Annotated in this window: 18 protein-coding genes; 13 read left to right on the top strand and 5 right to left on the bottom strand. The window is 70.9% G+C overall.

Translation table 11 applies throughout. From position 1 onward, the window contains the following. The 3 genes from secF to OOK31_RS28820 all read left to right on the top strand — a co-directional run bounded on the left by secF (position 1) and on the right by OOK31_RS28820 (position 4,267). The gene (secF, locus tag OOK31_RS28810) at positions 1-1,059 is read left to right on the top strand and encodes a protein translocase subunit SecF (RefSeq protein ID WP_267090288.1); all 1,059 of its coding nucleotides are present in this window, start codon (positions 1-3) and stop codon (positions 1,057-1,059) included. Beyond that, positions 1,056-1,613 (top strand): adenine phosphoribosyltransferase, encoded by a 558-nt coding sequence (locus OOK31_RS28815; RefSeq protein ID WP_267090289.1) that lies wholly within the window; start codon positions 1,056-1,058, stop codon positions 1,611-1,613. The genes secF and OOK31_RS28815 overlap by 4 nt, the downstream gene beginning before the upstream one ends. Before the next feature lie 230 nt (positions 1,614-1,843). Next, complete coding sequence (locus OOK31_RS28820) at positions 1,844-4,267, top strand: bifunctional (p)ppGpp synthetase/guanosine-3',5'-bis(diphosphate) 3'-pyrophosphohydrolase (protein WP_267090290.1); 2,424 nt, start codon at positions 1,844-1,846, stop codon at positions 4,265-4,267. An 86-nt stretch (positions 4,268-4,353) separates the two neighbouring features. Here the strand turns inward: OOK31_RS28820 and OOK31_RS28825 are convergent, their stop codons facing one another. From OOK31_RS28825 to OOK31_RS28835, 3 genes are all read right to left on the bottom strand, one after another. Beyond that, a complete protein-coding gene (locus OOK31_RS28825; RefSeq protein ID WP_267090291.1) occupies positions 4,354-5,604 on the bottom strand; it encodes a hypothetical protein in 1,251 nt (416 codons plus the stop codon). A gap of 213 nt (positions 5,605-5,817) precedes the next feature. Then, entirely contained in the window at positions 5,818-7,047 is a 1,230-nt protein-coding gene (locus tag OOK31_RS28830; RefSeq protein ID WP_267090292.1) for a DUF349 domain-containing protein, read from the bottom strand. A 189-nt stretch (positions 7,048-7,236) separates the two neighbouring features. Next, positions 7,237-8,022, bottom strand: coding sequence for a peptidylprolyl isomerase (locus OOK31_RS28835; protein WP_267090293.1), 786 nt, complete (start codon positions 8,020-8,022; stop codon positions 7,237-7,239). A gap of 153 nt (positions 8,023-8,175) precedes the next feature. Here OOK31_RS28835 and OOK31_RS28840 point away from each other — a divergent pair, with 153 nt between their 5' ends. From OOK31_RS28840 to OOK31_RS28860, 5 genes are all read left to right on the top strand, one after another. Beyond that, positions 8,176-8,886, top strand: a complete 711-nt coding sequence (locus OOK31_RS28840; protein ID WP_267090294.1) for an MBL fold metallo-hydrolase — start codon at positions 8,176-8,178, stop codon at positions 8,884-8,886. Between the two features lie 10 nt (positions 8,887-8,896). Next, a complete protein-coding gene (gene hisS, locus OOK31_RS28845; protein WP_267090295.1) occupies positions 8,897-10,159 on the top strand; it encodes a histidine--tRNA ligase in 1,263 nt (420 codons plus the stop codon). 145 nt (positions 10,160-10,304) lie between these two features. Beyond that, a complete protein-coding gene (locus OOK31_RS28850) occupies positions 10,305-10,919 on the top strand; it encodes a vitamin K epoxide reductase family protein (RefSeq protein ID WP_267090296.1) in 615 nt (204 codons plus the stop codon). A gap of 101 nt (positions 10,920-11,020) precedes the next feature. Beyond that, positions 11,021-12,379, top strand: coding sequence for a replication-associated recombination protein A (locus OOK31_RS28855; protein ID WP_267090297.1), 1,359 nt, complete (start codon positions 11,021-11,023; stop codon positions 12,377-12,379). Between the two features lie 15 nt (positions 12,380-12,394). Next, the gene (locus OOK31_RS28860; RefSeq protein ID WP_267090298.1) at positions 12,395-13,105 is read left to right on the top strand and encodes an HNH endonuclease family protein; all 711 of its coding nucleotides are present in this window, start codon (positions 12,395-12,397) and stop codon (positions 13,103-13,105) included. On the opposite strand, the gene OOK31_RS28865 is transcribed toward OOK31_RS28860, so the two are convergent. Next, a complete protein-coding gene (locus OOK31_RS28865) occupies positions 13,102-13,752 on the bottom strand; it encodes a DUF2470 domain-containing protein (protein ID WP_323188262.1) in 651 nt (216 codons plus the stop codon). The two genes, OOK31_RS28860 and OOK31_RS28865, sit on opposite strands and share 4 nt — an antisense overlap. Positions 13,753-14,047: 295 nt before the next feature. Here OOK31_RS28865 and rpsD point away from each other — a divergent pair, with 295 nt between their 5' ends. Beyond that, positions 14,048-14,659, top strand: coding sequence for a 30S ribosomal protein S4 (gene rpsD / locus OOK31_RS28870; RefSeq protein WP_030294564.1), 612 nt, complete (start codon positions 14,048-14,050; stop codon positions 14,657-14,659). A gap of 17 nt (positions 14,660-14,676) precedes the next feature. Here rpsD and OOK31_RS28875 read toward each other — a convergent pair whose 3' ends face one another. After that, positions 14,677-16,905 (bottom strand): AAA family ATPase, encoded by a 2,229-nt coding sequence (locus tag OOK31_RS28875; protein WP_267090300.1) that lies wholly within the window; start codon positions 16,903-16,905, stop codon positions 14,677-14,679. A 171-nt stretch (positions 16,906-17,076) separates the two neighbouring features. Between OOK31_RS28875 and OOK31_RS28880 the strand changes: the two genes are divergently transcribed. From OOK31_RS28880 to ruvX, 4 genes are read left to right on the top strand one after another with little or no spacing between them, the layout of a single operon-like run. After that, on the top strand, positions 17,077-17,505 hold the full coding sequence (locus OOK31_RS28880; protein ID WP_267090301.1) for a DUF948 domain-containing protein: 429 nt from the start codon (positions 17,077-17,079) through the stop codon (positions 17,503-17,505). A gap of 8 nt (positions 17,506-17,513) precedes the next feature. Continuing rightward, complete coding sequence (locus tag OOK31_RS28885; protein ID WP_267090302.1) at positions 17,514-17,873, top strand: DUF6167 family protein; 360 nt, start codon at positions 17,514-17,516, stop codon at positions 17,871-17,873. Next, entirely contained in the window at positions 17,873-20,557 is a 2,685-nt protein-coding gene (gene alaS / locus OOK31_RS28890) for an alanine--tRNA ligase (RefSeq protein WP_267090303.1), read from the top strand. The genes OOK31_RS28885 and alaS overlap by 1 nt, the downstream gene beginning before the upstream one ends. Positions 20,558-20,559: 2 nt before the next feature. Beyond that, positions 20,560-21,030: a Holliday junction resolvase RuvX gene (ruvX, locus tag OOK31_RS28895; RefSeq protein WP_215018880.1), complete on the top strand. Its 471-nt coding sequence runs from the start codon at positions 20,560-20,562 to the stop codon at positions 21,028-21,030. Positions 21,031-21,050 lie beyond the last annotated feature (20 nt).

Below are 21,050 nucleotides of genomic sequence, written 5' to 3' on the forward strand. Positions count from 1 at the left end.
ATGTCGAAGCTGGGAGATCTCGGCGCCAAGCTGTACCGCGGTGAGGTCGGCTACGACTTCATCGGCAAGCGCTTCCTCTGGTACGGCGTTTCCATCCTGATCACCATCACGGCGATCGTGGCCCTGGCCGTGCAGGGCCTCAACATGGGCATCGAGTTCAAGGGCGGGGCCGTCTTCACCACCCCGAAGACGGCGGTCTCCGTGGCCAGGGCCACGGAGGACGCGGAGAAGGCCTCCGGCCACGACGCGATCGTCCAGCAGCTCGGCACCGGCGGCCTGCGCATCCAGATCTCCGGTCTGGACACCGACTCGGCCGCCTCCGTGAAGAAGCAGCTCGCGGCCGACCTCAAGGTCACCGAGACCCAGATCAACGCCGACCTGGTCGGCCCGAGCTGGGGCGAGCAGATCGCCAACAAGGCCTGGACCGGCCTCGGCGTCTTCATGGTCCTCGTGGTGATCTACCTCGCCATCGCCTTCGAGTGGCGGATGGCCGTCGCCGCGCTGATCGCGCTGATCCACGACCTCACCATCACCGTCGGCGTCTACGCGCTGGTCGGCTTCGAGGTCACCCCGGGCACCGTGATCGGTCTGCTCACGATCCTCGGTTACTCCCTCTACGACACCGTCGTCGTCTTCGACGGTCTCAAGGAGGGCTCGAAGGACATCACCAAGCAGACCCGCTACACCTTCAGCGAGATCGCCAACCGCAGCATCAACGGCACCCTGGTCCGCTCGATCAACACCACCGTCGTGGCGCTGCTCCCGGTCGCGGCCCTGCTGTTCATCGGCGGCGGCTTCCTCGGCGCGGGCATGCTCAACGACATCTCGCTGTCGCTGTTCGTCGGCCTCGCGGCCGGTGCGTACTCCTCGATCTTCATCGCGACCCCGCTGGTCGTCGACCTCAAGGAGCGCGAGCCGGCGATGAAGGCGCTCAAGAAGCGCGTCCTGGCCAAGCGTGCGGCCTCCGCCGCGAAGGGCGAACCCGCCGAGGACGACCTCGACACCGAGGACACCCCGCAGGTCGTGGCCCAGGGCAGCCAGGGGAGGCGTCGCCGGTGACCACCGCACCCTGCACGCCCGAGGTCCGCGAGCTGCTGCTCAGCCGGATCAAGGACGTCCCGGACTACCCGAAGCCCGGCGTGATGTTCAAGGACATCACCCCGCTGCTCGCCGACCCGAAGGCCTTCGCGGCCCTGACGGAGGCGCTGGTCGAGCTGGCCGGCCGGTACGGCGCGACGAAGATCGTCGGGCTGGAGGCGCGGGGCTTCATCCTCGCCGCCCCGGTCGCCGTCCAGGCGGGCATCGGCTTCGTCCCCGTACGCAAGGCCGGAAAGCTGCCGGGCGCCACGCTCGCGCAGTCCTACGAGCTGGAGTACGGCACCGCGGAGATCGAGGTCCACGCGGAGGACCTGTCGGCCGGTGACCGGGTCATGGTCATCGACGACGTCCTGGCCACCGGAGGCACCGCCGAGGCCTCGCTGGAGCTGATCCGGCGGGCCGGGGCCGAGGTCGCGGGGGTGGCGGTCCTGATGGAGCTGTCGTTCCTCCCGGGCCGGGCCAAGCTGACGCCGTCGCTGGCGGGGGCCCCGCTGGACGCGCTGATCGTGGTCTGACCCTGCTCTGCCGAGCGGCGGGTTCCCGGGTTTCCCGGGGGCCCGCCGTTCTCGTACGTGCGGCGCGCTGCCGTGGGCCCTGCCCCCGGACCCCCGCGCCTCAAACGCCGACGTGGCCGGGGAGCCGATGCGTCCCAGGAGGCGGGCGGGAGGGAACGGGGTGGCGGAACCCTCGCTACCATGGGTTATCCGGACCTGACCGGGGCCCCGGATCCGCATGAGGAGCGCTCTTGCCAGACGAGGTCCAGCCACTCTCCGCCGCGCAGCCCGACCCGCAGGCCGAGCCGGCCGCGGCGGCCGCAGCCACGCCCCCGCCGGCCCCGCCGGTCAAGCCCGCTCCGGCGAAGCCGGCCGGGTCCTCCAACCGCGTGCGCGCCCGGCTCGCGCGCCTCGGGGTGCAGCGTTCCAACCCGTACAACCCGGTACTGGAACCCCTCCTCCGTATAGTCCGCAGCAACGACCCGAAGATCGAGACGGCGACGCTGCGCCAGATCGAGCAGGCCTACCAGGTCGCCGAACGCTGGCACCGGGGGCAGAAGCGCAAGAGCGGCGACCCGTACATCACCCACCCGCTCGCGGTCACCACGATCCTCGCCGAGCTGGGGATGGACCCCGCCACCCTGATGGCGGGCCTGCTGCACGACACCGTCGAGGACACCGAGTACGGCCTCGAACAGCTCCGCCGCGACTTCGGGGACGCCGTCGCGCTCCTCGTCGACGGCGTGACCAAGCTGGACCGGGTCAAGTTCGGCGAGGCCGCGCAGGCCGAGACGGTCCGCAAGATGGTCGTCGCCATGGCCAAGGACCCCAGGGTCCTGGTCATCAAGCTCGCCGACCGCCTGCACAACATGCGCACCATGCGGTACCTCAAGCGGGAGAAGCAGGAGAAGAAGGCCCGCGAGACCCTCGAGATCTACGCGCCACTGGCCCACCGCCTGGGCATGAACACCATCAAGTGGGAGCTGGAGGACCTCGCCTTCGCGATCCTCTACCCCAAGATGTACGACGAGATCGTGCGCCTGGTGGCCGAGAGGGCGCCCAAGCGGGACGAGTACCTGGCCGTCGTCACCGACGAGGTGATGGTCGACCTGCGGGCCGCCCGCATCAAGGCCACCGTCACCGGCCGGCCCAAGCACTACTACAGCGTCTACCAGAAGATGATCGTCCGCGGCCGTGACTTCGCGGAGATCTACGACCTGGTGGGCATCCGCGTCCTCGTGGACACCGTCCGGGACTGCTACGCCGCCCTCGGCACGGTGCACGCGCGCTGGAACCCGGTCCCCGGCCGGTTCAAGGACTACATCGCGATGCCCAAGTTCAACATGTACCAGTCGCTGCACACGACGGTCATCGGGCCCAGCGGCAAGCCGGTCGAACTCCAGATCCGCACCTTCGACATGCACCGCCGCGCCGAGTACGGCATCGCCGCGCACTGGAAGTACAAGCAGCAGACCGTCGCCGGCACCTCCAAGGTCCGCACCGACGTCCCGCAGGCCGCCAAGGGCAGCGCCGGCCAGGACACGGTCAACGACATGGCCTGGCTGCGCCAGCTCCTCGACTGGCAGAAGGAGACCGAGGACCCCGGCGAGTTCCTGGACTCGCTGCGCTTCGACCTCTCCCGCAACGAGGTCTTCGTCTTCACCCCCAAGGGCGACGTCATCGCCCTGCCCGCCGGGGCGACCTCCGTGGACTTCGCCTACGCGGTCCACACCGAGGTCGGTCACCGCACCATAGGGGCACGGGTCAACGGGCGGCTCGTCCCCCTCGAATCCACCCTCGACAACGGCGACCTGGTCGAGGTCTTCACCTCCAAGGCCGAGGGCGCGGGCCCCTCCCGCGACTGGCTCGGCTTCGTCAAGTCCCCGCGGGCCCGCAACAAGATCCGCGCCTGGTTCTCCAAGGAGCGCCGCGACGAGGCCATCGAGCACGGCAAGGACGCCATCGCGCGGGCCATGCGCAAGCAGAACCTGCCGATCCAGCGGATCCTGACGGGCGACTCCCTCGTCACCCTCGCGCACGAGATGCGCTACCCCGACATCTCCTCCCTCTACGCGGCGATCGGCGAGGGCCACGTGGCCGCGCAGGGCGTCGTACAGAAGCTCGTGCAGGCCCTCGGCGGCGAGGAGGCGGCCAACGAGGACATCGAGGAGAGCATCCCGCCGGCCCGCGGCCGCAGCAAGCGCCGCGGCAGCGCCGACCCCGGTGTGGTGGTCAAGGGCGTCGACGACGTCTGGGTGAAGCTGGCCCGCTGCTGCACCCCGGTGCCGGGCGACCCGATCATCGGATTCGTCACCCGCGGCAGTGGAGTATCGGTTCACCGCGCCGACTGCGTGAACGTCGACTCCCTCTCCCAGCAGCCCGAGCGGATGCTGGAGGTGGAGTGGGCGCCGACCCAGTCCTCCGTCTTCCTGGTCGCCATCCAGGTCGAGGCGCTCGACCGGTCCCGGCTGCTGTCGGACGTCACCCGGGTCCTGTCGGACCAGCACGTGAACATCCTCTCCGCGGCCGTCCAGACCTCCCGCGACCGGGTGGCCACCTCCCGGTTCACCTTCGAGATGGGCGACCCGAAGCACCTGGGCCACGTCCTGAAGGCCGTACGGGGCGTCGAGGGCGTCTACGACGTCTACCGCGTGACCTCGGCCCGCAGGCCGTAGGGACCGCAACCCGGAGACATGACTGTGGGCGCCACCCCGAGGGGGTGGCGCCCACAGTCATGAGGACAGGTGGCGTCCGGGCCGGATCAGGGGCAGCCCCACCAGACGAAGTTGAGGTTGCCGCCGAAGAGCGCGGACACCACCGTGGCGGACCCGATGATCCACACGACGGTGCTCCGGCGGGCCCTGGCCAGCGCCAGCGCGAAGGGGAACAGCAGCGGGAACGCCGGCATGATGAAGCGCATCTTCGAGAAGTAGAAGCCGGCTCCGCCCAGCGCCATCAGCATGATCATGGCGGCGAAGATCCACACGACCATCGGGGGCCGGCGCTTGCGCGTCATCAGCACGAACAGCACCACGGCCGTGACGACCGTGAGCGAGACCACCACGTGGTTGAGGGTGGTGTGCACCTCGGTGAAGGTCTTCTTCAGCTCGTTGAGGGTGTCGAAGCCGCCGTCGTAGACGGAACCCCACCGGCGCTGGAGCTCGAAGTAGCCGTCCCAGCGCCCGAAGTGGTAGCCGACGTAGCCCACGTACCCGAACCACCCCAGCGGGGCGATCAGCGAGGCGGCGACGATCCGGCCCACCGGCGGGCGCTGCGCGCGACGCCCGCGGCGCCACTGCACGAACTCCCAGACACCCGCCAGCACCACGGCCGCGACGATGGCCGAACCGGAGGGGCGGGTCGCGCCGGCGAAGAAGGCCAGCACACCGGCCGTCAGCCAGGACTTCGTCATCACCGCGTACATCGCCCACACCGACAGGGCGAGGAACAGCGGCTCGGTGTACGCCATCGACTGCACGAGCGCGGCCGGGACGATCGCGAACAGGGCGCAGGTGAAGAGCGCGACGCGGCGGCCGTAGATCTTGTCGGTGACGGCGAAGATGCCCCACGCCGCGATCACCGAGGCGAACAGCGCCAGGCCCATCGCCACCCAGTTCATGGGCAGGTGGGTGACGTACGAGGTCCAGCGGACCAGCATCGGGTAGACGGGGAAGAACGCCATCTGGCAGCTCGGCCCCGCGAAGGCGCACGGCGACGGCGTGGCCAGCGGAGTGGTCAGACCGTTCTCCGCGATGTGCAGGTAGTAGATGGCGTCCCAGCGCCCGCCCAGGATCTCCAGCGGCTGCACGCCCTTGCGCTCGGCCCAGACCGCCATGACGGCGAGTCCGGTGGCACGCAGCGCGATGTGGATCAGCAGTGCCTTGCGGGCCCGCTGCAGGTGGGCGAATACGCGCCGCCCGACGCCCCGAAGCCCGGAGTCCTTCTTGCTGGTGAGCGGTTCGGCAACGAGAAGTGAGTCGGGGACATCAGCGCGTATCTGGGTATGCGTCACATTCAATCCTGGTCGTCGCCCGGCAGAAGGCCGCCACCTGCGGCACCGTACAACGGTACACAGGTGTCAGGTGCTCCCCGCGCGCGCCCTGTGTTGAAACCAGGTAACAAATAGGACGCATACGCGAACCTGTCGCACACCTGCGGGAGGCCCACATCACACGGGCACCGCCGGACGAATCCGGCGGTGCCCGTGTGCGGGACGTACGGGACCTCAGCCGCCGAACTCCTCCAGGCCCTTCAGCGCCTGGTCCAGCAGGGCCTGCCGGCCCTCCAGCTCCCGCGCCAGCTTGTCGGCCTTCGCGTTGTTGCCGGCCGCGCGCGCGGAGTCGATCTGCTCACGCAGCTTGTCGACGGCCGCCTGCAGCTGACCCGTCAGACCGGCCGCACGGGCCCGCGCCTCCGGGTTCGTACGCCGCCACTCGCCCTCCTCGGCCTCCTGGATGGCCCGCTCCACGGCGTGCATCCGGCCCTCGACCTTGGGACGGGCGTCCCGCGGTACGTGGCCGATGGCCTCCCAGCGCTCGTTGAGGGAGCGGAAGGCCGCACGGGCCGCCTTCAGGTCCGTGATCGGGACGAGCTTCTCCGCCTCGACGGTGAGCTCCTCCTTCAGCTTCAGGTTCTCGACCTGCTCGGCGTCGCGCTCGGCGAAGACCTCGCCGCGGGCCGCGAAGAACACGTCCTGGGCACCGCGGAAGCGGTTCCACAGGTCGTCCTCGGACTCGCGCTGCGCACGCCCGGCAGCCTTCCAGCTGTCCATCAGCTCGCGGTAGCGGGCCGCCGTCGGACCCCAGTCCGTCGACTTCGACAGCGACTCGGCCTCCGCGACCAGCTTCTCCTTCGCCTTGCGGGCGTCCTCGCGCTGTGCGTCGAGCGCCGCGAAGTGCGCCTTGCGGCGCTTGGAGAAGGCGGAGCGGGCGTGCGAGAAGCGGTGCCACAGCTCGTCGTCCGACTTGCGGTCGAGGCGGGGCAGGCCCTTCCAGATGTCCACCAGGGCGCGCAGCCGCTCACCGGCACTGCGCCACTGATCGCTCTGCGCCAGCTGCTCGGCCTCGGCGACCAGGGCGTCCTTGGCCGTACGGGCCTCGTCCGCCTGCTTGGCCTTCTGGACCTTGCGCTCCTCGCGCCGGGAGTCGACGGTCGCCACCAGCTTGTCCAGCCGGACGCGCAGCGCCTGAAGGTCACCCACGGCGTGGTGCTCGTCCACCTGCGTCCGCAGGTGCTCGATGGCCGTCTGGGCGTCCTTCGCGGACAGGTCGGTGGTCCGCACCCGCCGTTCGAGGAGGCCGATCTCGACCACCAGGCCCTCGTACTTGCGCTCGAAGTAGGCCAGGGCCTCCTCAGGGGTGCCCGCCTGCCACGAGCCGACGACCTGCTCGCCCTCGGAAGTACGCACGTACACGGTGCCGGTCTCGTCGACTCGGCCCCACGGGTCGCTGCTCACAGCGCCTCCTCCACCTGATGCCCGTGAGGGGTTCACCCCCGGGCATCGTCCACAGTTTCCTGGGGCGGGCAGCGCCCGCCCTGCACAACGCCAACATAGGCGACCGCCGGGCCGGCTGTCCGCATCCCGCACGACGGAATATCGACGTACGGGCGGCGGGCCGGCCGGGTCCGGGGGCGCCGCGTCCGGTCAGTTCTTGGTGACGGTGCCCTTCTCGATGGTCACGGGGGTCTTCGGGGCGCCGTCCTGCGCTCCGTCGGCGGTCCCGGCCTTGGCGACGTCCTCCAGGACCTTCAGACCGACCGCGTCGATCTTGCCGAAGGGCGTGTACGTGGGGGCCAGCGGGCTGTCCTTGAAGACGAGGAAGAACTGGCTGCCGCCCGTCCCCGGCTGTCCGGTATTGGCCATCGCCACCGTGCCCGCCGGGTAGACCACCTGACCCTGCTCGTTCGGCTTGCCCAGGGAGTCCAGGTTCTCGTCCGGGATGTTGTAGCCGGGGCCGCCGCGGCCGGTGCCCTGCGGGTCGCCGCACTGGAGCACGTGGATCCCGCCGTCGACCAGGCGGTGGCACTTGGTGTTGTCGAAGAACCCCTTGTCGGCGAGCGACTTGAAGGAGTTGACGGTCTGCGGGGTCTTCGCCGCGTCCATCTCGAACTTGATGTCGCCCGCGCTGGTCTTCAGGCCGAAGGTGTACTTCGCCTTGTCGTCGATCGCCATCGCGGGGGAGGGGGACTTCTTCGGCTCGGGCGCCGACGCGGACGGCGAGGGCTCGGCCGCCGCCTCCTCCTTCTTGTCCTTGCCGTCGAAGACGCCGCCCACGACGAGGCCGACCAGGGTGGCCACCACCACGGCCGCGGCCGCGCCGATCACCGCCCAGCGCTGCCGCGCCTTGCGGCGGGCCTCGGCCCGGCGCTGCTGCTGGCGCTCGTACTTCTCCCTGGCGAGCTGTCGCCGACGCTGATCGCTCGTGACCACCGGGTCGTCTCCTTGTACGTCTCTGGTACCGCTGTCCGGGCTCGGTTAGGCCGTACCGTATATGGGTTCGCTGTGTAATGAAGGGCGCCGGTAGGCTCTGAGCAGCAGATTCCGATCCGCTGCCGCCCACCGGACGACGATTGAGGGACGAACGTGCTGATTGCCGGGTTCCCCGCCGGGGCCTGGGGGACCAATTGCTATCTGGTCGCCCCCGCCGCCGGTGAGGAGTGCGTGATCATCGACCCGGGCCACCAGGCCACGCAGGGTGTCGAGGAGACGCTGAGGAAGCATCGGCTCAAGCCCGTCGCGGTCGTCCTCACCCACGGCCACATCGATCATGTGGCCTCGGTGGTCCCCGTGTGCGGAGCACACGACGTACCGGCCTGGATCCACCCCGAGGACCGCTTCATGATGAGCGACCCGGAGAAGGCCATCGGCCGTTCCATCGGGATGCCGCTCATGGGCGAGCTGACCGTCGGCGAGCCGGACGACGTCCGCGAGCTGAGCGACGGCGCCACCCTGAAGCTGGCCGGGATGGAGTTCGCGGTGGCGCACGCGCCGGGGCATACCAGGGGGTCGGTGACCTTCGGGATGCCCGAGCGGGCGGACGTACCGCCCGTCTTCTTCTCGGGCGACCTGCTGTTCGCCGGCTCCGTCGGACGCACCGACCTGCCCGGCGGCTCCCACGCCGAGCTGCTCCAGTCGCTGGCCCGCGTGGTCCTGCCGCTGGACGACTCGACGGTGGTGCTGTCCGGCCACGGTTCCCAGACCACCATCGGCCGCGAGCGCGCGACCAACCCGTACCTGCGGGAAGTCGCCTCCGGCCTGGGAGACGGCACCGCCGCCCCACGACGAGGAATGTGACGAGAGCTTCGTGAGCACCTTCAAGGCCCCCAAGGGCACGTACGACCTGATCCCGCCCTACTCGGCGAAGTACCTGGCGGTCCGCGAGGCCATCTCCGCCCCGCTGCGCAAGGCCGGGTACGGCTACATCGAAACCCCCGGTTTCGAGGACGTGAACCTCTTCGCGCGCGGCGTCGGCGAGTCCACCGACATCGTCACCAAGGAGATGTTCACCCTCACCACCAAGGGCGGCTCCAACCTGGCCCTGCGCCCGGAGGGCACCGCCTCCGTCCTGCGCGCCGCGCTGGAGGCGAGCCTGCACAAGCAGGGCAACCTGCCGGCCAAGCTCTGGTACTCCGGTTCGTACTACCGCTACGAGCGCCCGCAGAAGGGCCGCTACCGCCACTTCTCGCAGGTCGGCGCCGAGGCGATCGGGGCCGAGGACCCGGCGCTGGACGCCGAGCTCATCATCCTCGCCGACCAGGCCTACCGGGCGCTCGGCCTGTCGAACTTCCGCATCCTGCTGAACTCGCTCGGCGACAAGGAGTGCCGCCCCGTCTACCGGGAGGCCCTCCAGGACTTCCTGGGCGACCTCGACCTCGACGAGGAGACCGTCCGCCGCGCCGAGATCAACCCGCTGCGCGTGCTCGACGACAAGCGGCCCGAGGTGCAGAAGCAGCTCGTCGGCGCGCCCATGCTGCGCGACTACCTGTGCGACGCCTGCAAGGCGTACCACGAGGAGGTCCGGGAGCTGATCACGGCCGCCGGGGTCGCCTTCGAGGACGACGAGAAGCTGGTGCGCGGTCTCGACTACTACACCCGCACCACCTTCGAGTTCGTCCACGACGGCCTGGGCGCGCAGTCCGCCGTCGGCGGCGGCGGCCGCTACGACGGCCTGTCCGAGATGATCGGCGGACCGGCGCTGCCGTCGGTCGGCTGGGCGCTCGGCGTGGACCGTACGGTGCTCGCCCTGGAGGCCGAGGGCGTCCAGCTGGACATCCCGGCGACCACCGAGGTCTTCGCCGTGGCCATCGGTGCCGAAGCCCGCCGCCTGCTCTTCGCGGCCGTCACCGAGCTGCGCAAGGCCGGGGTCGCGGCGGACTTCTCGTACGGGGGCAAGGGCCTCAAGGGTGCGATGAAGGACGCCAACCGCTCCGGCGCGCGCTTCGCCGTCGTCGCCGGTGAGCGCGACCTCGCCGAGGGCGTCGTCCAGCTGAAGGACATGGAGGCGGGCGAGCAGATCGCCGTCCCCGTGGCCGACTTGGTCGCCGAGGTCAAGGCCCGTCTGGCCTGACCGCAGCCGTCCGTCCGTGGGGCGGAGCGGGGAGCCTCCTCCCCGCTCCGCCCCACGTCCTTATCCCCGTCGAACGGCCGCCGCGGGCCCCCGTACGGCACAATGGCCGGTGCTTGATGACCTTGCAGATGTGGAGCGGGCGGGTATGACGACAACAGGCGCGGGCGCGGACACCGCTTCGCGGACCATCGGCGGCAGCCGGGCCCTGGCCCTGCTCCTCGTGATCACCGGCGCGGCGGGGCTGCTCGCCGCCTGGGTGATCACCATCGACAAGTTCAAGCTGCTGGAGGACCCGAACTTCACCCCGGGCTGCAGCCTGAACCCGATCGTCTCGTGCGGCAACATCATGAAGAGCGACCAGGCGGCCGCCTTCGGCTTCCCCAACCCCATGATGGGGCTGGTCGCCTACGGGATCGTGGTCTGCGTCGGCATGAGCCTGCTGGCCGGGGCCCGCTTCCGCCCCTGGTACTGGCTCACCCTGAACGCCGGCACCCTCTTCGGCGTCGTCTTCTGCGCCTGGCTGACGTACCAGTCGCTGTACAACATCAACTCCCTGTGCCTGTGGTGCTGCCTGGCCTGGGTCGCGACCATCGTCATGTTCTGGTACGTCACCTCCCACAACGTCCGAGAGGGCCTGCTGCCCGCCCCCGGCTGGCTGCGCGGCTTCCTCGACGAGTTCACCTGGGTCCTGCCCGTGCTGCACGTCGGGATCATCGGGATGCTGATCCTGACCCGCTGGTGGGACTTCTGGACCTCCTGAGCCGGGACCGCTCTGTCGGCGGGCTCGCTCAGGGCCTGTCGTCGAACTCCCGTCTGTCCGGGCGACGACGCGAGTTTGACGACAGGCCCTAGGCTTCCGGTGTGGAACCAGATCTCTTCACCGCCGCCGCCGAGGACCGCCAGGAGAAGGACCCGTCGAGCTCCCCGCTCGCCGTCCGGATGCGTCCGCGCACCCTGGACGAGGTCGTCGGCCAGCAGCACCTGCTGAAGCCGGGCTCGCCGCTGCGGCGGCTGGTGGGGGAGGGCGCCGGGGGACCGGCCGGGGCCTCGTCGGTGATCCTCTGGGGTCCGCCGGGCATCGGGAAGACCACCCTCGCCTACGTGGTCAGCCAGGCCACGCAGAAGCGGTTCGTCGAACTGTCGGCGATCACCGCGGGCGTCAAGGAGGTCCGGGCCGTCATCGAGGGCGCCAAGCGCGCCGCCGGCGGCTACGGCAAGGAGACCGTCCTCTTCCTCGACGAGATCCACCGCTTCAGCAAGGCCCAGCAGGACACGCTGCTCCCGGCCGTGGAGAACCGCTGGGTCACCCTGATCGCGGCGACCACCGAGAACCCGTACTTCTCGATCATCTCCCCGCTGCTGTCGCGCTCCCTGCTGCTCACGCTGGAACCGCTGACGGACGAGGACCTGAGCGCGCTGATGCGCCGCGCCCTCACCGAGGAGCGGGGCCTCGGCGGGGCCGTGACCCTGCCCGCCGACGCGGAGGCGCACCTGCTGCGGATCGCCGGCGGGGACGCGCGCCGGGCGCTGACGGCCCTGGAGGCGGGGGCCGGATCGGCCATCGCCAAGGGCGAGGCGGAGATCACCCTCCAGACGCTGGAGGAAGCCGTCGACCGGGCGGCGGTCAAGTACGACCGGGACGGCGACCAGCACTACGACGTGGCGAGCGCCCTCATCAAGTCCATCCGCGGCTCGGACGTGGACGCGGCGCTGCACTACCTGGCCCGGATGATCGAGGCGGGGGAGGACCCCCGCTTCATCGCCCGGCGCCTGATGATCTCGGCGAGCGAGGACATCGGTCTGGCGGACCCGACGGCCCTGCCGCTGGCGGTGGCGGCGGCCCAGGCGGTGGCGATGATCGGCTTCCCGGAGGCCGCGCTCACCCTCTCGCACGCCACCATCGCGCTGGCGCTGGCCCCGAAGTCGAACACCGCGACGACCGCGATCGGCGCCGCGCTGGCCGACGTACGGGCCGGGCTGACCGGGCCGGTGCCGGCGCACCTGCGCGACGGGCACTACAAGGGCGCGGCGAAGCTCGGCCACGCCGTGGGCTACGTCTACCCGCACGACGTGCCCGGGGCCGTCGCGGCGCAGCAGTACGCCCCGGACGAGCTCCACGGCAAGCGCTACTACGAACCGACCCGCTACGGCGCCGAGGCCCGGTACGCGGACGTGGCGGAGATGGTGCGCAAGCGCCTGCGCGGAGGCGGCCCCGCCTGAGCCTAGGCTCCCGCCATGGGACGCCGTGCTCCGCTCATCGCCGCCACCGCCGCACTGCTGCTGCTCACCGCGTGCCACCACGAGGACCCCGCGACCGCCCGGGCCGGCGCCGCCGCGCTGGTGGCGGGGGTGCCGCTGACGAGCCCCGGCTTCCCGCCGGACGCCTCGCGGGCCCGCGAGGAGCTGGCGGGGCTGAAGGTCGAGTGGGGCAGGAACTGGGAGACGTACAAGCGGGAGGACTTCGGCCGGTACTGGTCGGACGAGACCGACGCCGTCGGCGGCCGCAACGGCTGCGACACCCGGGACGACGTCCTGCGCCGGGACCTGCGGGAGCTGCGGCAGGGGGACCGCAACCCCTGCGTGGTGGTGTCGGGGATGCTGCACGATCCGTACACCGGCAAGGAGCTTCCGTACTCCTACCGGCGGGCCTCGCAGATCCAGACCGACCACGTCGTCGCGCTCGGCGCCGCCTGGCGGGGCGGCGCGTACGCCTGGACGGCGCAGCGCAGGCTGGAGTACGCGAACGACCTCGATGGTCTGCTCGCCGTGGACAAGCAGACCAACTACGACAAGAGCAGCAAGACCGCCGACAAGTGGCGGCCCCCGGCGAAGGGCTACTGGTGCGAGTACGCGCGCCGCTACACCGGGATCAAGGCCAAGTACCGGCTGTCCGTCACCCCGCCGGAGAAGCTCGCCCTCGAGGAGCTGCTGGCGACTTGTGGCTAGCGGCCCGCCGCCGAGAACAGGGCCCGCATCGCGCGGCGCAGTCCGCAGACGTCGGTCACCGGCTCGGGGAAGTCGAAGCGGGCGTCGAAGGGGCCGGCCGGGCCGCCGCTGAAGCGGACCCGCAGGCCAAGGCGGTCCAGCGCGAGCGGGACGGCCGTCAGGCCGTCGCCGCCGCGGGGGCCCAGCAGGCCGCACAGCTCGCCGATCCGGTCGCCGTGGGCGGCGTGCAGGTGCTGGAGCAGTTCCGTCTCGTGCGCGACCATCGGGTCCGGCTCGGCCGCGGCGAGGTCCTCGGGGTCCACGAGCTCCGCGCCCCACAGGTCGTCCACCGAGATCTCGCCGACCTCCAGGCGGAGCAGCCTCCAGGCGCAGTCGCCGACGCCCAGCAGTTCGCCCACCGGGTGGCGCTCGGCGAGCAGCGCGGCGCAGGCCGCGCGGTCGTCGCCGCGGACGGGCGTCAGCCAGCCCGTGAGCCGGGCGCGGCCTCGGATACGATGGGGCACGGACACCGGCGCCACATCCGTGATCTCGATCACGGCGGTGAGGTCGTCGTCCTGGGCGTGAGCGGCGGCCCTGGCTGCCGCGGATTCCCCTGGTACCAGGAGAATCACGTCCCCGTCCGGGGTGACGGTCCGAGCGGCCGGCATCCCTGTCCCGAGTTCTCCCTGGTCGAACGACTGCGCGCGGTCGAAACCACCCGGCAGCATGAGGGATACTGAGGCGTTGGACTCTACGAGGGTTCGTACGCGTTCGGCTCCGGTGAGCTGCCGAACGCCTTCCCTGGGACGCGGCTGACCTTGCTTATCGTCGTCGAAAGCGGATTCCGTTTCGTTGGAATCCGAACTTCGGTGCGCACTGGGCAGGGGGATCCCATGTGGTCGAGACATTACGTCCTCCTCGATAAGGTAAGCCTCACCTAACTTACATGGAGGTAGGTTCCCCGTGAACCAGAAGCGACCCAAGGTCAAGAAGTCGCGTGCCCTCGGCATCGCCCTGACGCCGAAGGCTGTCAAGTACTTCGAGGCCCGCCCCTACCCGCCGGGCGAGCACGGCCGTGGCCGCAAGCAGAACTCGGACTACAAGGTCCGTCTGCTCGAGAAGCAGCGTCTGCGCGCCCAGTACGACATCTCCGAGCGTCAGATGGCTCGCGCCTACGACCGCGCCAAGAAGGCCGAAGGCAAGACGGGCGAGGCGCTGGTCGTCGAGCTCGAGCGTCGCCTCGACGCCCTGGTCCTGCGTTCGGGCATCGCCCGCACCATCTACCAGGCCCGCCAGATGGTCGTTCACGGCCACATCGAGGTCAACGGTGGCAAGGTCGACAAGCCGTCGTTCCGTGTCCGCCCGGACGACGTCATCACCGTGCGCGAGCGCAGCCGCGAGAAGGTTCCGTTCCAGGTTGCCCGTGAGGGTGGCTACGCAGGCGAGGGCGAGACCCCGCGCTACCTGCAGGTCAACCTGAAGGCCCTGGCCTTCCGCCTGGACCGCGACCCGAACCGCAAGGAAATCCCGGTCATCTGCGACGAGCAGCTCGTCGTCGAGTACTACGCCCGCTGATCCAGCGGACGTAGCCCTCACAGGCTGGTGTCGGCCCGCCGTCCCCTCCGGGGGGCGGCGGGCTTTCCCGTTCCCGTTCCCGTTCCCGTTCCCGTTCCCGTTCCCGTTCCCGTTCCCGTTCCCGTTCCCGTTCCCGTGAACGGGCGCAGCCGCCGGGATTCCGGCTCCGGGACCCCCTGCGCCCGCAGCACCAGCGCCTCCAGGCTCAGCTGCCGGCCCTCGGCGGCGTACGCCGCGTACCGCTCGGGCCCCAGCACCTCGCCCGCCCGCTCCTGGCACATCAGCCGGGGCGCGTTGAAGTACCCCGACCCGAACAGCCGCAGGCCGACCCCCTCCCACATCGGCTCCGCCGCCCCCTGGAGCACCGCGGCCTCCGCCGCACCGCCCTCGGCGACGGTCACCAGCGCCAGCAGCTCCACCGCCAGCACCAGCCCGACCAGGTCGCGGAAGGTGTGGTTCACGGACACGCACTCGGTCAGCAGCCGTCTCGCCTCGGCGGTGCCCCCGGCGTCCAGGGCCGCGTACGCCAGCACGTACAGGGCGTACGCCTTCGTCCAGAGCTCGCCGCGCTCCTGGCAGATCTCCCGGACCTCCTCGCACAGCGACACCGCTCCCGCCAGGTCCCCCTGGAAGGCCAGCGCCATCGCCAGCTCCACCTGGCACATCAGCACGTTGCTGTTGAGCTCCCCGGTCTCCCGGTACAGCTCCAGCGCCGCCCCCAGCAGCTGCCCGGCCCGTGCCATGTCGTCCGAGACCAGGGCCAGACACCCCTGGCGGTGCACGGCGTACGCGGTGGCCACCCGGTTCCCGGTCCGCTCCGCGCCGTCCCGGCACTCGTGCAGCGCGCTCATCGAGGCCACCGAGTCGCCCTGGAGCGCCGCCACGTAGCCCAGCACCCACAGGGCCTTCAGCCGCGAGCCCTCGTGCTCCTCCTCCGCCGGGCCGGCCTCCAGGGCCCGGTCCAGCCAGTACCGGCCCTCGGTGAGCCGCCCGCAGCCCGCCCAGTAGAACCAGAGGGTGCCCGCCAGGTACTGGCCCAGGTGCGCCTCGTGCGGATCCTCCAGGCAGTGCTCCAGCGCGAGCCGCAGGTTCGCCAGCTCCGTCTCCGCCAGCGCGGCCACCTCCCGCTGGCGCGGGCTGAACCAGTCCAGCTCGCACCAGGTGGCCAGGCCCAGGTACCAGTCCCGGTGGCGCCGCCGCAGCCGCTCCGCGTCCCCCGTCGACTCCAGCCATCCCGCCCCGTACATCCGTACGGTCTCCAGCATCCGGTAGCGGACCCCGGCCGGGGTCTCCTCCCGGGCCAGCAGGGACTGGTCCAGCAGCTCCCCGACCAGGTCCAGCACCCGGTCCACCGGCAGACCAGAGTCCGCGCACACGTACTCGGCGGCATCGAGGTCGAACCGCCCGGCGAACACCGACAGCCGGGCCCACAGCAGCCGCTCGTCCGGGGTGCACAGCTCGTGGCTCCACCCGATCGCGGTCCGCAGCGTCCGGTGCCGGGGCAGCGCCCCGCGCACCCCGCCCGTGAGCAGGTCGAAGCGGTCCTCCAGCCGCGCCAGTACCTGCTCCGGGGACAGCGCCCGCAGCCGGCCCGCCGCCAGCTCCAGGGCCAGCGCGATCCCGTCGAGGCGCGCGCAGAGCTCGGCCAGCACCGGCCGGTTCGCCTCCGTCACCGCGAACGCCGGATCGGCGGCCGCCGCCCGCTCGGCCAGCAGCTCCAGGGCCGGCGGCCCCTCCAGCGGGGCCAGCGGGAACACCGCCTCCCCCTCCAGCGCGAGCCGACGGCGCCCCGCGGCGAGCACCCGCAGGCCGGGGCAGTGCAGCAGCAGCTCCCGCACCAGGGCGGCGGTCTCCTCGACCAGGTGCTCGAACCCGTCCAGCACCAGCAGCAGCCGCCGCCCGGCCAGGTGCTCCACCAGCACCTTCCGGGGCGGCCGGACGGTGTGGTCCGTGAGCCCGAGCGCCTCGGCGAGGACGAGGTCGAGCAGCGCCGGATCACGGAGGCAGGACAGCTCGACGAGCCACGCGCCGTCGCAGTAGCGTTCCTCCACCTCCTCGGAGGCGGCCCGCGCCAGGGCCAGGACCAGCCGGGACTTGCCCACGCCGCCCGTCCCGGTCACCGTCACCAGCCGCGAGGACTCCAGGGCCCGCCCGAGCCCGGCCAGTTCGCCACCCCGCCCGACGAAGCCGCTCAGCTCCGAGGGAAGATTGCCCCGCGCCCCTTGTCCCATGGGTCCGTGTCGCATGGGACACGGAGAGTACTGCCACGGATGCGGAAGGTACAAAGCCGCGCCGGGCCGGGCCCGCGCCGGCGGGCCGCCCGCCTCCGTATTCCGGTACTGCGGCGGATCTCCGGCGCGATAGGGTCGGAGAAGACTTTTCTCCGTAGATTTTCCAGATTCAGGGAGCGGTGCATCGTGTCCGGTGGAGAGGTGGCCGGGATCCTCGTGGCCGTCTTCTGGGCCATCCTGGTCTCCTTCCTCGCCGTGGTGCTGGTGAGGCTCGCCCAGGTGCTCAGGGCGACCACCAAGCTGGTGGCCGACGTGACCGAGCAGGCCGTACCGCTGCTCGCGGACGCCTCGACCACGGTCCGCTCCGCGCGCACCCAGCTCGACCGGGTCGACGCCATCGCGAGCGACGTCCAGGAGGTCACCTCCAACGCGTCCGCGCTGTCCTCCACCGTGGCCTCCACCTTCGGCGGACCGCTGGTCAAGGTCGCGGCCTTCGGCTACGGCGTCCGCAAGGCCCTGGGCAAGACGGATGACGTGCCGCAGAAGACACCCCGACGTACTGTGATCGTTGGCCGCACCGTGCCGGCGGCCAGGCGCCGGAAGCAGAAGGGCTGAGACCTCCGATGTTCCGCCGAGCCTTCTGGTTCACCGCAGGCGCCGCCGCCGGCGTGTGGGCCACCACCAAGGTCAACCGTCAGCTGAAGAAGCTGACGCCGGAGAGCCTCGCCGCCCAGGCGGCCGACAAGGCCGTCGAGGCGGGCCACCGCCTCAAGGACTTCGCCCTCGACGTCAAGGCGGGCATGACCCAGCGCGAGGACGAGCTCAACGACGCACTGGGGCTCCACCAGGACCCCGACCGGCCCGACAACGTCACCGCCCTCCCCGGGCCGCGGCGGCTGCGGGCCATCGAGCACCACAAAGACCAGACCAACAATCGTTCGAGCCGCTCGGCGGTTACGTACAACCGGAATGAGGACCACTGATGGAGTCGGCTGAAATCCGCCGCCGCTGGCTGAGCTTCTTCGAGGAGCGCGGTCACACCGTCGTCCCTTCGGCGTCGCTCATCGCGGACGACCCGACTCTGCTGCTGGTCAACGCGGGCATGGTCCCCTTCAAGCCGTACTTCCTCGGTGAGACCAAGCCCCCGGCGCCCCGCGCCACCAGCGTGCAGAAGTGCGTCCGTACCCCGGACATCGAAGAGGTCGGCAAGACCACCCGCCACGGCACGTTCTTCCAGATGTGCGGCAACTTCTCCTTCGGCGACTACTTCAAGGAAGGCGCCATCAAGTACGCCTGGGAGCTGCTCACCAGCTCCGTGGCGGACGGCGGCTACGGCCTGGAGCCGGAGAAGCTCTGGATCACCGTCTACCTCGACGACGACGAGGCCGAGACGATCTGGCGCGAGAAGATCGGCGTCCCCGCCGAGCGGATCCAGCGCCTGGGCAAGAAGGACAACTTCTGGTCCATGGGCGTCCCGGGCCCCTGCGGCCCCTGCTCCGAGATCAACTACGACCGCGGCCCCGAGTTCGGCGTCGAGGGCGGCCCCGCCGTCAACGACGAGCGCTACGTGGAGATCTGGAACCTGGTCTTCATGCAGTACGAGCGCGGCGTCGGCGACGGGAAGGAAGACTTCCCGATCCTCGGTGACCTGCCGTCGAAGAACATCGACACCGGCCTCGGCCTCGAACGCCTCGCGATGATCCTGCAGGGCGTGCAGAACATGTACGAGACCGACACCCTGCGCGTGGTCATGGACAAGGCCACCGAGCTGACCGGCGTGCAGTACGGCGCCGCGAAGGGCACCGACGTCTCGATGCGCGTGGTCGCCGACCACATCCGCACCTCCGTCATGCTCATCGGCGACGGCGTCACCCCCGGCAACGAGGGCCGCGGCTACGTGCTGCGCCGCATCATGCGCCGCGCCATCCGCAACATGCGCCTCATGGGCGCCACGGGCCCGGTCGTCCAGGAGCTCGTCGACGTCGTGATCAACACGATGGGCCAGCAGTACCCGGAGCTCGTCACCGACCGCAAGCGCATCGAGACCGTCGCGCTCGCCGAGGAGGCCGCCTTCCTCAAGGCCGTCAAGGGCGGCACGAACATCCTCGACACCGCCGTCTCCGAGACCAAGGCCGCCGGCGGCACGGTCCTCTCCGGCGACAAGGCGTTCCTGCTCCACGACACCTGGGGCTTCCCGATCGACCTCACCCTGGAGATGGCCGCCGAGCAGGGCCTCTCCGTGGACGAGCCCGGCTTCCGCCGCCTGATGCAGGAGCAGCGCGACCGCGCCAAGGCCGATGCCAAGGCCAAGAAGACCGGCCACGCGGACATGTCCGCCTACCGGGAGATCGCCGACGGCTCCGGCACCACCGAGTTCATCGGCTACGCCTCCAACCAGGGCGAGTCCACCATCGTCGGCCTGCTGGTCAACGGCGTCTCCGCGCCCGCCGCCTCCGAGGGCGACGAGGTCGAGGTCGTCCTCGACCGCACCCCCTTCTACGCCGAGGGCGGCGGCCAGCTCGCCGACCAGGGCCGCATCAAGCTCGACACGGGCGCCGTCATCGAGGTCCGCGACGTCCAGCAGCCGGTCCCGGGCGTCTCCGTCCACAAGGGCACCGTCCAGGTCGGCGAGGTGACGGTGGGCGCCTCCGTGTACGCCGCCATCGACGGCAACCGCCGCCGGGCCATCGCCCGCGCCCACTCGGCCACGCACCTGACCCACCAGGCGCTGCGCGACGCCCTCGGCCCCACGGCCGCCCAGGCCGGCTCCGAGAACTCGCCCGGCCGCTTCCGCTTCGACTTCGGCTCCCCGAACGCCGTTCCCGGCACGGTCCTCACCGACGTCGAGCAGAAGATCAACGACGTGCTCTCGCGCGAGCTCGAGGTCACCGCCGAGGTCATGAGCATCGACGAGGCCAAGAAGCAGGGCGCCATCGCCGAGTTCGGCGAGAAGTACGGCGAGCGCGTGCGCGTCGTGACCATCGGCGACTTCTCCAAGGAGCTGTGCGGCGGCACGCACGTCGGCAACACCTCCCAGCTGGGCCTGGTGAAGCTGCTCGGCGAGTCCTCCATCGGTTCCGGCGTGCGCCGCGTCGAGGCCCTGGTGGGCGTGGACGCGTACAACTTCCTCGCCAAGGAGCACACGGTCGTCGCCCAGCTCCAGGAGCTGGTCAAGGGCCGCCCCGAGGAGCTGCCGGAGAAGATCGCCTCCATGCTCGGCAAGCTGAAGGACGCCGAGAAGGAGATCGAGAAGTTCCGCGCGGAGAAGGTCCTGCAGGCCGCCGCCGGTCTCGCCGCCGGCGCCCAGGACATCCGTGGCGTCGCCCTCGTCGTGGGCACCGTCCCGGACGGCACCGGCGCCGACGACCTGCGCAAGCTGGTCCTCGACGTCCGCGGCCGGCTGCAGCAAATTACAGGCGCGGGCGACCGCCCGGCCGTCGTCGCCCTGTTCACCACGGCGAACGACCGCCCGCTGACCGTCATCGCCACCAACGAGGCGGCCCGCGAGCGCGGCCTCAAGGCCGGTGACCTGGTCCGCGCCGCCGCCAAGACCCTCGGCGGCGGCGGTGGCGGCAAGCCGGACGTGGCCCAGGGCGGCGGTCAGAACCCGGCCGCCGTGCCGGAGGCCATCGCCGCGGTCGAGCGCCTCGTCGTCGAGACGGTCTGACGATGACGCTGCGCCGCGGCCGCCGACTGGCCATCGACGTCGGGGACGCCCGGATCGGGGTCGCCTCCTGCGACCCCGACGGGGTGCTCGCCACTCCGGTGGAGACCGTCCCGGGCCGGGACATCCCCTTCGCCCACCGGCGGCTGCGGCAGCTCGTCGAGGAGTACGAACCCCTCGAAGTCGTGGTCGGCCTTCCCCGCTCGCTCAGCGGGCGGGAGGGGCCGGCCGCGGTGAAGGTGCGTGCCTTCGCGAACGAACTGGCCAAGGGGATCAAGCCGGTGACGGTCCGTCTGGTGGACGAGCGGATGACCACCGTCACCGCCGCCCAGGGCCTGCGGGCCTCCGGGAGGAACGCCAAGAAGGGCCGTTCGGTCATCGACCAGGCGGCCGCTGTGGTCATCCTCCAGAACGCTCTGGAGACCGAACGGGTATCAGGTAATCCGCCCGGTGAGTGCGTCGAAGTGGTTGTCTGATCGCGATACGGTAACGTTCC

Origin of the sequence: Streptomyces sp. NBC_00249, assembly GCF_026342355.1 — a bacterium.
Classification (GTDB): Bacteria; Actinomycetota; Actinomycetes; order Streptomycetales; family Streptomycetaceae; genus Streptomyces.

Excerpts from the sequence above, each read along its gene's own strand:
- secF (WP_267090288.1), top strand. The coding sequence starts at position 1 with ATGTCGAAGCTGGGAGATCTCGGCGCCAAGCTGTACCGCGGTGAGGTC.
- OOK31_RS28850 (WP_267090296.1), top strand. The coding sequence starts at position 10,305 with ATGACGACAACAGGCGCGGGCGCGGACACCGCTTCGCGGACCATCGGC.
- OOK31_RS28860 (WP_267090298.1), top strand. The coding sequence starts at position 12,395 with ATGGGACGCCGTGCTCCGCTCATCGCCGCCACCGCCGCACTGCTGCTG.
- OOK31_RS28865 (WP_323188262.1), bottom strand. The coding sequence starts at position 13,752 with ATGCCGGCCGCTCGGACCGTCACCCCGGACGGGGACGTGATTCTCCTG.
- OOK31_RS28875 (WP_267090300.1), bottom strand. The coding sequence starts at position 16,905 with ATGCGACACGGACCCATGGGACAAGGGGCGCGGGGCAATCTTCCCTCG.
- OOK31_RS28885 (WP_267090302.1), top strand. The coding sequence starts at position 17,514 with ATGTTCCGCCGAGCCTTCTGGTTCACCGCAGGCGCCGCCGCCGGCGTG.
- alaS (WP_267090303.1), top strand. The coding sequence starts at position 17,873 with ATGGAGTCGGCTGAAATCCGCCGCCGCTGGCTGAGCTTCTTCGAGGAG.
- ruvX (WP_215018880.1), top strand. The coding sequence starts at position 20,560 with ATGACGCTGCGCCGCGGCCGCCGACTGGCCATCGACGTCGGGGACGCC.